Origin of the sequence: Bacillus safensis FO-36b, assembly GCF_000691165.1 — a bacterium.
GTDB classification, from domain to species: domain Bacteria; phylum Bacillota; class Bacilli; order Bacillales; family Bacillaceae; genus Bacillus; species Bacillus safensis.
In genome coordinates this window covers 168704-181805 of the sequence record NZ_ASJD01000003.1, presented here as the reverse complement: position 1 = coordinate 181805, position 13102 = coordinate 168704, and the positions used below count along the sequence as shown (strand labels likewise).

Below are 13102 nucleotides of genomic sequence, written 5' to 3'. Positions count from 1 at the left end.
CGCCTATTTCCCACATATAACCATGTAACATTCAATAGAAACATCATATAATACAAGTATATAGAGAGACCGGAACACACTGGTTAAGCTTACTTCAACCCGAAAGGAGGCGGCATGTGATGCTTCGTCGTCTGCGTAAGAAAATTCGAAGACAATGGAAGGACATGCTTCGCAAAAAATCAATTGCTTAAAAGGATCTTCCGCACATTTGCCGAAGGTCCTTTTTTCTCAGAGACTTTTCTTATGCGCGTTTTTTTAATATAATAGAATAAGCGAGTGTAACATACGGTATTTAAGGAGAGATTTGGATGATATATAAGGTATTTTTTCAGGCAAGTACTACTGAGGTACCTGTAAGAGAACACACAGATTCACTATACGTTGAAGCGGTTTCTGAAAGAGACGTACGCGATAAGTTGAAAAAACATAACTACAACATTGAATTCATTCAGCCTGTAGACGGTGCTTTTTTAGACTATGAACGAGAAAGTGAAAATTTTAAAGTATTGGAGCTATGAGAGGAATGAAATTTGTTAAAAACGATCAGGCGGCAGTTTTTGCGCTCGGCGGTTTAGGCGAGATCGGTAAAAACACGTATGGCGTTCAATTTCAAGATGAAATCATTTTAATTGATGCAGGCATTAAGTTTCCTGAAGACGAGCTTCTTGGAATTGACTACGTCATCCCTGACTATACGTACTTAGTTAAAAACGAAGATAAAATCAAAGGTCTTTTCATCACTCACGGACATGAAGACCACATCGGCGGTATCCCTTACCTTCTCAAGCAAGTGAATATTCCAGTTTACGGCGGCAAACTCGCAATCGGCCTACTTCGTAATAAATTGGAAGAGCATGGTCTCTTGAGACAAACAAAACTTCACATTTTTGAAGAAGAAGATACCATTAAATTTAGAAAAACAGCTGTGTCTTTCTTTAGAACGACACACAGTATTCCAGATTCTTATGGAATTGTCGTGAAGACACCTCCTGGTAACATCGTACATACAGGTGATTTCAAGTTTGACTTTACTCCTGTTGGCGAGCCTGCCAATTTAACCAAAATGGCTGAGATCGGAAAAGAAGGCGTTCTTTGTCTTTTATCTGATAGTACAAACAGTGAAATCCCAGAATTTACGATGTCTGAAAGACGCGTAGGTGAAAGCATTGATGACATCTTTAGAAAAGTCGATGGACGCATCATCTTTGCCACGTTTGCTTCAAACATTCACAGACTTCAGCAAGTGATTGAGTCTGCTGTTGCCAACGGCAGAAAAGTCGCTGTATTTGGACGCAGTATGGAGTCTGCTATTGATATTGGACAAGATCTTGGCTATATTAAATGTCCAAAAAACACGTTTATTGAACATAATGAAATCAACCGCCTTCCAGCAAACAAAGTGACCATTCTTTGTACTGGAAGCCAGGGTGAACCGATGGCAGCTCTTTCTCGTATTGCGAACGGTACTCACCGCCAGATTTCCATTAACCCTGGAGACACTGTTGTCTTCTCATCTTCACCGATCCCAGGTAACAATATTAGTGTAAGCCGCACCATTAACCAGCTTTATCGCGCCGGCGCTGAGGTCATTCATGGCTCGCTAAATAATATTCATACATCTGGTCACGGCGGACAAGAAGAACAAAAACTCATGCTCCGTTTAATTAAACCAAAATTCTTTATGCCGATTCACGGTGAATACCGCATGCAAAAAACGCATATCAAACTTGCGAATGATTGCGGCATCCCTGAGGAAAACTGCTTTATCATGGATAACGGTGAAGTTCTGGCACTGAAAGGTGACGAAGCAAGTGTCGCTGGCAAAATTCCATCAGGCAACGTGTATATCGACGGAAGCGGTATTGGCGATATCGGAAACATCGTTTTAAGAGACCGCCGCATTCTTTCTGAAGAGGGCCTTGTTATTGTAGTCGTCAGCATGGACATGAAAGAATTCAAAATCTCTGCTGGTCCTGATTTGATCTCAAGAGGTTTTGTCTACATGAGAGAATCTGGAGACCTGATCAACGATGCACAGGATTTAATTTCGAAGCATCTTGAAAAAGTAATGGAACGTAAGACAACTCAGTGGTCTGAAATTAAGAACGAAATTACTGACACCCTTGCACCTTTCCTTTATGAAAAAACAAGACGCCGTCCAATGATCTTACCGATTATTATGGAAGTGTAATCACAAAAAGAGACACAAGCCGCTTGGCTGTGTCTCTTTTTTTCACCGTTCATTGAAAAAACCGCATATATACATATGCGGTTTCTCTCTTTTTATGATTGAATTGGGAGATGCTGAAAGCTTCTGACATCAAACAAACCCTTTGTCGTCATTTTCACATCAGGAATGACTGGGAGTGCCAAGAAGGACAGCGTCAAAAATGGATTAAAATCTAAAGTGAAGCCTGTTTCTTTCAACGCTTCATGGAGTGCATGAAGGCTTTCATTTACAAGATGTGCCGGCTGATCTGAAAGTAAACCAGAGATCGGTAATGGCAGCGTATGAAGAGACTGACCCTCTTTGACAACCGTCAAACCGCCCCCTGCTTCTTTTAACGCGTCAATGGCTTTCACGATATCAGCATCATTTGTGCCAACCGCAATTAAATTGTGAGAATCATGCGCAACCGTTGTTGCAATTGCGCCCTTTTCTAATCCAAAGCCGCTGACAACCCCTATCCCCATTTCAGATAAGCCTTGATGGCGTTCAACAAGCACCATTTTTAATACATCTCTTTCTGTATCACTAGTGAATTGTCCGTTCGTTTCTGATGGAGAGATGCGTTCTAATTTTGTTTCTAACTGATTTGGAATAATGCGGATGACATTCATTTTTTGATGAGCTGTGATAGGCAGAGACAGATCCTGCTCTTGAACGTCTATAGCATGAACAGATTGTAATAAGGCTGGACTTGGTGCAATTTTTTCGACACTTGGCTTGTACTCTCCATGCTGCGCCACCAATTCTCCTGCAATAAATACGCTGGTGATGTCTACTTGATGAAGATCAGAGACAAGCATAAAATCAGCATCAAAGCCTGGCGCAATGGCTCCCTTTGTTTTGAGGCCAAAACACTCCGCTGCGTTTAAACTTCCCATTTGATACGCTAAAAATGGGTCTAACCCTTCTTTTATAGACATACGTACTTGTTCATCAATACTTCCTTCAGCCATTAAATCATCTAAATGTTTATCATCGGTACAAAAGAAAAAACGTCTCGCATTCTTTTCATTCACAGCTGGTAAAACGCTTTTCACGTTTTTGGCAACAGAGCCTTCTCTCAGCATGACATACATGCCTCGTTTTACACGTTCAAGGGCTTCGCCGGCTGTTGTTACCTCGTGATCTGTTTGGACACTAGCTGTGCGGTAAACGTTTATTAATCGGTCCGTTAAGCCTGCTAAATGGCCATCAATCAATTTATTCTCATTTTGAGCATCAAGCAGTTTTTGAAGCATATCTTCTTCAGCCTGCTCCACACCGACGTAATCCATCACCTCGGCAAGACCAAGAACCTCTTTCTCTTGATACAAAGGCTTTAAATCTTTCGCTTTTAAAACAGCACCTGATCGCTCAAAACTGACTGCCGGTACGCAGGATGGCAGCATGAAATAAATATTTAAGGCAGCTTTTCTCGCTTCTTCCAGCATAAAACGGATGCCTGTGATCCCTGACACATTGGCAATTTCATGCGGGTCTGTTACGACAGTTGTCACACCGCGCGGGACGACAGCTTTGGAGAATTCAGCAGGGGTAACCATAGAGGACTCGATATGAACGTGGCCATCAATAAAACCAGGTACAAGCATTTGACCTGCTGCATCCAGCTCCTGTTCTCCCTCGTACTCTCCAATCCCTACTATTTGTCCATTTTCAACAGCGACATCAGCGTCTATCCATTCCTGGTTAAACACGTCCATAACTTTCGCATGTTTAATCACTAGGGCTGCTTTTTTTCTCTTTGCAGCTACCTCAATTTGATGTCTGAAAAGCTCCTTATCCAACGACACTGCCTCCTCCAAGTAAACAATATAATGTTTCTTATCGTAAACGAATCTGTTTGCCCAGTCAATGACATTTAGAGAAAATCACCCAGATAAAAAGACTGATTTTTATTTCTGAATAGTGATAATTGCATGAAAAATATGATGAATGACTTTAGCTGTTTATGCAGAACAAAACAGCCCTTTTAATGTCTTCTTCCCTCTTCACTGTCCACCTCATGTGTACACAATCATATTAAAAAACACCCCGCCTAGGAGTGTTTAATAATCGTTCTGCATTTCTCGTTTTTCAAAACGTCCGATATCGGCAACTGCCCCAATGACAATCAGAATATCTTCTTTTTGAATCATTTCATCTGCGAGCGGTGAAACAATCACTTCTTTTCCACGCTTAATCGCCACAATATTAATGCCATATCTCGCTCTAATATCGAGATCTAAAAGAGAATGCCCTGCAAGCCTGCTGTTGGCAACGATTTCAATGAGGCTGTACTCATCTGACAGCTCAAGATAATCTAATACGTTATTGGAGATGATTTTATGTGCAATTCGTCTGCCCATGTCCCGCTCTGGATGAACGATGCGATCAGCTCCAATTTTATTTAACACCTTTTCGTGGTAATCGTTTTGCGCTTTTACTGTGACCATTTTAACGCCAAGCTCTTTCAGCATAATCGTCGTTAAAATACTGGCCTGAATGTTTTCACCAATCGCAACGATGACATGATCAAAATTGCGAATGCCGAGATTTTTTAAAACAGATTCGTCCGTCGAATCACCAATGACCGCATGTGACGCAATTTTCGCGTATTCGTTCACTCGATCTTCATTCATATCCATGGCCATGACTTCAAGTCCTTCTTCGCTCAGCGCCTTACAAATACTTCCGCCAAAGCGTCCAAGACCAATGACTGCATATTCCTTTTTCATGTTCAGACTCCTTTTATCTCACTTACCATGCATTTTACTACGGTTTGATTAATGAATCCATATGCGAGCGAATTTTTTTGCGGAATGCTTCACTTAAGTAAAGATCTGCTCCTTTTTCAATTTCACTGCGGTAATGACCTGGCGGAGCAATTTCTTCGCTCTTTTGAAGAACAAGAAAGGTTAAACAGTCTTCATATATTTGATCACCTATTTTGACATCGACAAAAGCTGGACGATATGTGCCCTCATAGACGCCTTCTCGTTTGTACAAATATCGAATGGCATCAAAAGGAACCTCATATAAAACACCCTCTGTTTCTCCGCCGTCTTCTACCATATCGGCTCTTGATCCATCAGGCCTTACCAATGTAAATCTAGTTGTAAAGCCGTTCAGAGCACCGCCGCCGATGATTTGTTTAAAATAATGATCAACTTCTGCCAGTTTAAATCTTGCATCATCCATACAGGAGCCATAGGCAAAATAATAGAAGGATGCCGGCTTCTGCTGCCACATTCTATATTCCTTCCAGCAGCCGCTCTCGATCTCCTTCAGCGATGATGCCTTCTGCTTTGGTAAAGTGTATGTAACAGCCGCCACCGGCCCTTTGTCTGTCATGACATCGACCACCTGCTTGTCATACCCTTCCTCAAGCAAATCTATCTTATTCAGCGTGCTTGCGGTTACCTCGTACAATTCTCCATATACTGTGCTTTTCTCTTTTAGAACGCACGCAGGGTATCCTTGACCTGTATCATAGATTCTGCCGCTGATCCAAGCTGATTTAGCTAATGGCCTGCTTTCTTTCATATACGTCTCGTGGTGCTCTTCATGCTGCAGAAGCGTCCCATATACAAATAAAGCTTTCTCCTTCATGAAATCACGTCCTCTCACCTTGCTGGTGTCTGCTTTTTTGCCACACAGGTAAATAGATATGAAAAGCTGTACCTTTTCCCAGCTCACTGACCACATCCATCCTACCGTGATGATCTTTTAAAATCGCTGCACAGATGGTGAGGCCAAGTCCTGTCCCTTCTGTTTTTGTGGAGAAGAAAGGATCATATATTTTCTGAATATCCTCTTCAGACATCCCTTTTCCTTCATCTTGAATGGTAATTTTCCATTCGTTCATCACTTTTTCTGTTGATATGTATATACTGCCGCCTTCAGGCATTGCCTCAATGGCATTTTTGATTAAATTAATGAACAGCTGCTTCATTTGGTTAGCGTCTGCTAATATAGCGCCGGCATCCTGCTTTTTAAATGGCTGTTTGAGATCAATATTCGAAAGGACTGCATTGGTTTTTAGCAATGTAATCACCTGTTCTAACAGTCCATGAAGCTGAACTTCTTGAAAATGGACCGACTGCGGCTTTGCCAGCACCAGCAGCTCACTTAAAACAAAATCAATCCGTTTAATTTCAGAAAAGATAATGTCAAAATAATCGGTTCTTTCAGGATATTGTGTTTTCATCAGCTGCAAAAAGCCGTTTACTGAGGTCAGCGGATTTCTGACTTCATGGGCGATTCCAGCGGCTATTTGTCCTGCAACGGCCAGCTTTTGCGCCTGCATTTGCACTTGTTGATTTGATTTTTCAAGCTCAAGCTTTGCCAGCTTTTGTTTTGTAATATCTGCAACTGTTCCAATACCTCCAGTAAACTGGTGCTCCTCATCAAAGTAGAGCTTATAATGAACGTCTCCCCATACTTTCTTTCCCTCTTTATGAAGAAGCCGCAGCTCGATCCGCCCTGAATCTTTATGCTCTTTGATGACAGATGACAAATGCTGAATAACTCTTTCTTCTTGATCAAAGTACTGATTGTACATCGTACCTAGACATTCATCTATGTCATAGCCGGTCATTTGTTTCCATGCTTGATTTAAGAAAATGATGTGCCCTTTTTCATCTGTTTCAAAGACAATTTCTTGCAAGTTATCTGTAATTCGATTCAGCCGCTCTGTCAGTTCGTGTGCTTCTTTTTCTCTCTTATTTAGATCTGACACAAGTAAATTCAAGCGGTCTACATATCCTGAGACAACCCAGATCCCTACTAACACAACGACTGTAAAGGCTAGATCGAGCGGCCAATTAATTTGATAGCCGCCTACATAATAAAAGAAATCCCAGCTTATGATTAAGATAAATGCAAGAACAGATAACACGATCCGAACTTGATATGTTTTGTTCAAATGATTCCACCTGCCGCCCTGAGATTCTTTGTCAATTGTACCATTTTCCACTTATTTTTTGAGGGAGATGGGGCATTTTTAAGGAACTTTTTTAAAGAAAAAATAGCCTGTTCTCAGCACAAAGGAAGAGAGCAGACTATTTTGATTACTTCTGAAGAGCTTCTTGCAGTTCTTTTAACAGCAGTTCTGCGCCTTCAGCGCTTAATGTAATTTGACCATTTCCATATTCATGGTTCTCTGATGTAATCTCACCAGTCATGAGACAAACGCCCTCTGGCTGATATTTTTTCAAGACGATTTTATCTCCATCTATAAAAAATTCCATACTGTCTTTAATAGCGATATCAAGTGCTCTTCTCAATTCGATTGGCATCACAATACGCCCTAGTTCGTCTACTTTTCTTACGACTCCGATAGATTTCAATTTCGTTCCCTCTTTCTTTCATTAGCTCAAGATCAATCTGTTTTTCACCAATTGATATATCGTAGACGTAAGAGATTCTTAAAAGGTTTCTCCTCTATAAAAATTTTTTTCATAAAAGAAAAAACAAAGGGAAAATTTATTGTGATTGTCAAAATGATACTTGAATTTTACAGATTCATTTCAAGGTGATCACAAACCCCCACAAATGACATCAACCCTCTGAACTTTTAAATGTAAAATTGTTTAAAACAGCAAAAATAGAGATTGGGTGAAAACATGTTTCAAAATGCCGAAATTGGAATTGATTTAGGAACAGCTAACATATTGGTTTATAGTAAAAATAAGGGAATTATTTTAAATGAACCGTCCGTCGTAGCAGTCGATACAGAAACAAAGACTGTACTTGCCGTCGGATCAGAAGCAAAAGAAATGATCGGGAAAACACCTGGGAAAATTGTTGCGATCCGTCCGATGAAAGACGGTGTCATCGCTGATTATGATATGACAACAGATTTACTTAAACAAATCATGAAAAAAGCAGGAAAAAATATCGGGTTTACCTTCAGAAAGCCAACTGTCGTTGTATGTACACCTTCTGGTTCAACAGCTGTTGAGCGCCGCGCCATCAGCGATGCTGTGAAAAACTGCGGAGCAAAGCATGTGCATTTAATTGAAGAACCTGTTGCAGCTGCAATCGGTGCTGATCTTCCGGTAGACGAGCCTGTGGCGAACGTCGTAGTCGATATTGGCGGCGGAACAACAGAAGTTGCGATCATTTCATTTGGCGGCGTTGTCTCTTGTCATTCGATCCGAATTGGCGGCGATCAGCTGGATGAAGATATCATTACGTTTGTCAGAAAGAAATATAACCTATTAATCGGCGAACGGACGGCCGAGCAGGTGAAAATGGAAATTGGATATGGTCTTATTGAACATGAGCCTGAATCATTAGAAGTGCGCGGTCGCGACCTTGTGACAGGTCTGCCAAAAACGATCACACTTGTCTCTCATGAAATTCAAGGCGCCATGCGAGAATCACTTCTTCATATTTTAGAAGCAATTCGTGCCACATTAGAGGACAGCCCTCCAGAGCTAAGCGGAGATATTGTAGACCGCGGCGTCATTTTAACTGGCGGAGGCGCTCTTTTAAATGGAATACAAGAATGGCTTTCTCAAGAGATTGTTGTTCCAGTCCATATTGCAGCCAATCCCCTTGAATCTGTTGCCATTGGAACAGGTCGTTCATTAGAAGTGATCGACAAATTGCAAAAAACTTTAAAATAATCTTCTTGTTCTACTTCTTTTTTTGTCATTTTGATCATATCGTGAGAAATGGATAAACGTGAAGGAGGAAGAACATGTTGCTTGATTTAGGTAAACGGGTCGTTGTCACAGTCATTTTAACGGGTATTATTTTAGGAGGAATGAGCCTGTCGTTTTCACATATGCCGCCTTCTAATGCACAGCCTGTGAAACAACTGAACCGCTAAAAAAGCCGCACGAAAGCGGCTTTTTTATTTTGGCTTTAAACGGGCTCCCCATTTTCCTTTTCGGTCATAAATCTGATATGATGAACATGACTAAAGGAGGGGTTTTTATGAGTTCATTTGAAAAACAACTAGATCAATATGCGAAGACCATCGTTGAGGTCGGTGTGAATGTACAAAAGGGGCAGGAAGTCGTTGTATCCGCATTTACTGAATCTGCACATCTTGTTCGTCTTGTAGCGAAACACGCGTATGAGCGCGGGGCGAAAAACGTACATATCCGCTGGAGTGATGGTGTTCTCACTCGTTTAAAATATGAACATGCACCGCAAGATGTATTTGAGCAATTCCCTGAATGGGAAGCACAGATGATGGAAACCATCGCAAAACGCGGAGGCGCTTTTATTACCATCCTGTCAGAAAGCCCTGACCTTTTGCGAGGCATTGATTCGAAAAAAATCGCTGCACAGCAAAAAGCTGCTGGTTCAGCACTACATACATATCGTCAATACGTTCAATCTGACAAAGTCGCTTGGACAGTCGTAGGTGCTGCATCAAAAGAATGGGCGAAAAAGATTTTCCCTGATCATACAGATGAAGAAGCTGTCACGTTATTGTGGGATCAAATCTTTAAAGTCGCACGCGCTGATCAAGCAGATCCAGTTGAGGCTTGGAAAAAGCACGATGCGTCATTAAACGAAAAGGTCAAAATACTCAATGAACGCCACTACCACAAGCTTCATTATGAAGCACCGGGCACAGACTTAACGATCGAGCTTCCAGAGCAGCATATTTGGGTAGGTGCTGGCAGCGTAAGTGAACGCGGCGTTTCGTTCATGGCCAACATGCCGACAGAAGAAGTCTTTACCGTACCGAAAAAAGACGGTGTAAACGGGACAGTCTCAAGCACAAAGCCGCTCAGCTATGCTGGAAACATCATTGATGAGTTTTCATTAACCTTTGAAAATGGCCGGATTGTGGATGTGAAAGCAAAAGAAGGCGAAGATATGTTAAAATCTCTCGTTGAAACAGATGAAGGCTCTCATTATCTAGGTGAGGTTGCCCTCGTACCAGATGATTCACCAATTTCTAACTCAAATATTCTTTATTACAATACACTTTACGATGAAAATGCATCAAACCACCTTGCCATCGGCAGCGGATATGCGTTTAATATCGAAGGCGGAAAAGAAATGAAACGAGAAGAATTGGATGCAGCGGGTGTGAACAGCAGTATTACACACGTTGATTTTATGATTGGTTCAAAGGAAATGAATATTGACGGGATCACAAAAGACGGGAAACGCGAACCGATCTTCCGAAATGGAAACTGGGCGATTTAATCAAAAAAAGACATCCTATGGATGTCTTTTTTTATTTATGCGTAAAGCTCTTCAAGTCTTTTTTGGATGTCTTGATCTGATAAGAACTCATCATATGTTGTTTGTTTATCGACGATGCCATTTGGCGTCACTTCGATAATCCGGTTTGCGACTGTTTCAACAAACTGATGGTCATGAGATGAGAAGAGCATAGCTCCTTTAAAGCTCATGAGGCCGTTATTCAGCGCTGTAATGGATTCTAGGTCTAAGTGGTTCGTTGGCTCATCCAGCAGCAGAATATTCGCTCCAGACAGCATCATTTTTGATAACATACAACGAACCTTTTCTCCTCCTGATAAGACACTTGCTTTTTTCTTCACTTCTTCCCCAGAGAAAAGCATACGTCCTAGGAAACCACGCAGGAAGCTTTCGCTTTGATCATTCGGAGAATATTGACGAAGCCAATCAACGAGATCAACATCGTTTCCTTCAAAGTATTCACTATTATCTTTCGGGAAAAAGGCTTGTGACGTTGTGACGCCCCATTTAAATGATCCGCTGTCTGGCTCCATTTCACCAGCAAGGATTTTAAATAAAGTGGACACAGCAAGCTCGTTACGGCTTAAGAACGCAATTTTATCTTCGCGGTTCATAATAAAGCTGACATTATCCAGTACTTTCACACCGTCAATTGTTTTTGATAGACCTTCTACTTGAAGGACATCATTTCCGATTTCGCGCTCTGGCGCAAAATGAACATACGGATATTTACGTGAAGACGGCTTAATGTCATCTAAAGAGATTTTATCAAGCAATTTCTTTCTTGATGTCGCTTGCTTCGATTTAGAAGCGTTCGCACTAAACCGGGCAACGAATTCTTGAAGCTGCTTAATTTGTTCTTCTTTTTTCTTATTTGCTTCTTGGCTTAGTTTCAGCGCTAACTGGCTGGACTCATACCAAAAATCATAGTTACCGACGTATACTTGGATTTTTCCGAAATCAAGGTCCGCAATATGTGTACATACTTTGTTTAAGAAATGACGATCATGCGAAACGACGATGACGGTATTTTCAAAGTTAATGAGGAACTCTTCGAGCCACTGGATTGCTTGTAAGTCCAAGTGGTTCGTCGGCTCATCGAGAAGAAGAACGTCAGGCTTGCCAAATAAAGCTTGAGCTAAAAGTACTTTTACCTTTTCAGAACCGCCAAGCTCAGACATTTTCTTCGATTGAAGGCTTTCTGGAATGCCAAGGCCCTTTAATAGGATCGCTGCTTCACTTTCAGCTTCCCAGCCGTTTAATTCAGCAAACTCACCTTCAAGCTCCGCTGCACGAATCCCGTCTTCATCTGAGAAATCAGGTTTCATATAGATCGCATCTTTCTCCTGCATCACGTCATATAGACGTTTGTGACCCATGATGACGACTTTCAGCACTTCAAACTCTTCGTATTCAAAGTGGTTCTGTTTTAAAATCGCTAAACGCTCACCAGGACTCATATGAACATCGCCCGTTTGAGGCTCAATTTCACCAGAAAGAATCTTTAGGAACGTTGATTTACCAGCTCCATTGGCACCAATTAATCCGTAGCAGTTGCCAGGAGTGAATTTAATATTTACTTCTTCAAATAGTTTACGATCAGCAAAGCGCAAACTAACATTATTTACTGCAATCATTTATTAATCCTCCATCACTCATTCATCAATATGAAGTATAACATGAATAACGTTTGATAGAAACGTCTCTCGCTAAGAACGAAGGCTTTTTGTCTATTATGATATAATAAACGGGAATGATTGATTGAAGGAGTTCGGGCGATTTGAGATTACTCACACTGATGGAATACTGTTTATTGATTTTCTTTATGGGCATTTATTTATCTGCAACAGGCTTTAATGCGAGGGACTTTGGCCTTTATATTGGGCTTATCCTCATTTACACACTGGTTCACATCTTTTCCAAACGTTTTTTACAAAAGCGGGGAAAAGAAAACCTAAAGATCGGGTTGTTTCGATCCGTTTTAGCCATTACCGGATCTGTATTCGCTTCTGTTCTAGCGATTGTGATCATTGTTACAGTGCTCACGCCAAATTAAAAACGACCCTTCTGTAAGGGTCGCTCGTTCAAGTACCTTTCTCTTGCCCATGAGAAGGTGCTTTTATTTTGTCTGTCGAATGTCGCCAAATGGGAAGAAAACAAATTCTGATGTCCCGACAACCCGATCCTTTTCAATGAGGCCAAGTCCATTTCTGCTGTCCATGGAATTCAGTCTGTTGTCCCCCATCACAAAGTAATCGTTTTTCGGTACTTTCACTGGGCCAAAATCTCCAGTTAAATGCACTTCATACTCTTTCGCATGCGCCTTATTCTCTTTTAAATAAGGCTCATCTACTTTTTTACCATTAATGTAAAGCGTATCATCCTTCATTTCAATCGTATCACCTGGAAGGCCGATCAATCGTTTGACATAATGAATCTTCTGACCATCTTTTCCATTAATAATCACGATGTCACCGCGTTTTACACCACCGAGATAGTTAATGGTTTTGTTGACAAACAGCTTTTCCCCATCATGAAGTGTTGGTTCCATTGACTCTCCTTCCACCACATACGGTTCAAATATAAACGTACGGATGAGCAAGACGAGTGCAAGTGCGATTAAAATGGCTTTGATCCATTCAAACAGTGAACTTTTCTTCTCTGTTTTGGCTTGCTTCGCATCAGATTGAATTTCAT

At 41.2% G+C, this 13102-nt stretch carries 13 protein-coding genes; 6 read left to right on the top strand and 7 right to left on the bottom strand.

The features are described from left to right. Nucleotides 1-308 precede the first annotated feature (308 nt). Together BA81_RS08790 and rnjA are read left to right on the top strand one after the other, a co-directional pair. Nucleotides 309-518 (top strand): DNA-dependent RNA polymerase subunit epsilon, encoded by a 210-nt coding sequence (locus BA81_RS08790; protein WP_008345114.1) that lies wholly within the window; start codon nt 309-311, stop codon nt 516-518. A 5-nt stretch (nt 519-523) separates the two neighbouring features. Then, the gene (gene rnjA, locus BA81_RS08785; protein ID WP_012009818.1) at nt 524-2191 is read left to right on the top strand and encodes a ribonuclease J1; all 1668 of its coding nucleotides are present in this window, start codon (nt 524-526) and stop codon (nt 2189-2191) included. A 92-nt stretch (nt 2192-2283) separates the two neighbouring features. Here the strand turns inward: rnjA and ade are convergent, their stop codons facing one another. From ade to abhA, 5 genes are all read right to left on the bottom strand, one after another. Beyond that, nucleotides 2284-4014, bottom strand: coding sequence for an adenine deaminase (gene ade / locus BA81_RS08780; RefSeq protein ID WP_034281626.1), 1731 nt, complete (start codon nt 4012-4014; stop codon nt 2284-2286). 261 nt (nt 4015-4275) lie between these two features. Next, entirely contained in the window at nt 4276-4944 is a 669-nt protein-coding gene (locus BA81_RS08775) for a potassium channel family protein (RefSeq protein WP_008345123.1), read from the bottom strand. Nucleotides 4945-4981: 37 nt separating this feature from the next. After that, the gene (locus tag BA81_RS08770; RefSeq protein ID WP_034281623.1) at nt 4982-5818 is read right to left on the bottom strand and encodes a gamma-glutamylcyclotransferase family protein; all 837 of its coding nucleotides are present in this window, start codon (nt 5816-5818) and stop codon (nt 4982-4984) included. Nucleotides 5819-5822: 4 nt separating this feature from the next. Then, nucleotides 5823-7133 carry an ATP-binding protein gene (locus BA81_RS08765; RefSeq protein ID WP_034281622.1) on the bottom strand — a complete coding sequence of 437 codons (1311 nt, stop codon included), beginning with the start codon at nt 7131-7133 and terminating at the stop codon, nt 5823-5825. A 145-nt stretch (nt 7134-7278) separates the two neighbouring features. Then, on the bottom strand, nt 7279-7557 hold the full coding sequence (abhA, locus tag BA81_RS08760; RefSeq protein WP_024424746.1) for a transcriptional regulator AbhA: 279 nt from the start codon (nt 7555-7557) through the stop codon (nt 7279-7281). A 276-nt stretch (nt 7558-7833) separates the two neighbouring features. On the opposite strand from abhA, the gene mreBH reads away from it, so the two are divergent. The 3 genes from mreBH (at nt 7834) to BA81_RS08750 (ending at nt 10387) form a co-directional block, all read left to right on the top strand. Continuing rightward, nucleotides 7834-8841, top strand: a complete 1008-nt coding sequence (gene mreBH, locus BA81_RS08755; RefSeq protein WP_024424745.1) for a rod-share determining protein MreBH — start codon at nt 7834-7836, stop codon at nt 8839-8841. A 74-nt stretch (nt 8842-8915) separates the two neighbouring features. Next, entirely contained in the window at nt 8916-9047 is a 132-nt protein-coding gene (locus BA81_RS19650; RefSeq protein WP_003210922.1) for a protein YkpC, read from the top strand. A gap of 107 nt (nt 9048-9154) precedes the next feature. Beyond that, nucleotides 9155-10387 (top strand): aminopeptidase, encoded by a 1233-nt coding sequence (locus tag BA81_RS08750; RefSeq protein ID WP_034281621.1) that lies wholly within the window; start codon nt 9155-9157, stop codon nt 10385-10387. 35 nt (nt 10388-10422) lie between these two features. Here the strand turns inward: BA81_RS08750 and BA81_RS08745 are convergent, their stop codons facing one another. Next, nucleotides 10423-12042, bottom strand: coding sequence for an ABC-F family ATP-binding cassette domain-containing protein (locus tag BA81_RS08745; RefSeq protein WP_024426884.1), 1620 nt, complete (start codon nt 12040-12042; stop codon nt 10423-10425). A gap of 143 nt (nt 12043-12185) precedes the next feature. On the opposite strand from BA81_RS08745, the gene BA81_RS08740 reads away from it, so the two are divergent. Continuing rightward, nucleotides 12186-12461 (top strand): hypothetical protein, encoded by a 276-nt coding sequence (locus BA81_RS08740; RefSeq protein ID WP_034281618.1) that lies wholly within the window; start codon nt 12186-12188, stop codon nt 12459-12461. Between the two features lie 63 nt (nt 12462-12524). Here the strand turns inward: BA81_RS08740 and lepB are convergent, their stop codons facing one another. Then, the gene (lepB, locus tag BA81_RS08735) at nt 12525-13097 is read right to left on the bottom strand and encodes a signal peptidase I (protein ID WP_029706712.1); all 573 of its coding nucleotides are present in this window, start codon (nt 13095-13097) and stop codon (nt 12525-12527) included. Nucleotides 13098-13102: the final 5 nt, after the last annotated feature.

What these genes read in the sequence shown, in the direction of transcription:
- BA81_RS08790 (WP_008345114.1), top strand. Translation starts at nt 309, where the DNA reads ATGATATATAAGGTATTTTTTCAGGCAAGTACTACTGAGGTACCTGTA.
- rnjA (WP_012009818.1), top strand. Translation starts at nt 524, where the DNA reads ATGAAATTTGTTAAAAACGATCAGGCGGCAGTTTTTGCGCTCGGCGGT.
- BA81_RS08775 (WP_008345123.1), bottom strand. Translation starts at nt 4,944, where the DNA reads ATGAAAAAGGAATATGCAGTCATTGGTCTTGGACGCTTTGGCGGAAGT.
- BA81_RS08770 (WP_034281623.1), bottom strand. Translation starts at nt 5,818, where the DNA reads ATGAAGGAGAAAGCTTTATTTGTATATGGGACGCTTCTGCAGCATGAA.
- mreBH (WP_024424745.1), top strand. Translation starts at nt 7,834, where the DNA reads ATGTTTCAAAATGCCGAAATTGGAATTGATTTAGGAACAGCTAACATA.
- BA81_RS19650 (WP_003210922.1), top strand. Translation starts at nt 8,916, where the DNA reads ATGTTGCTTGATTTAGGTAAACGGGTCGTTGTCACAGTCATTTTAACG.
- BA81_RS08750 (WP_034281621.1), top strand. Translation starts at nt 9,155, where the DNA reads ATGAGTTCATTTGAAAAACAACTAGATCAATATGCGAAGACCATCGTT.
- BA81_RS08745 (WP_024426884.1), bottom strand. Translation starts at nt 12,042, where the DNA reads ATGATTGCAGTAAATAATGTTAGTTTGCGCTTTGCTGATCGTAAACTA.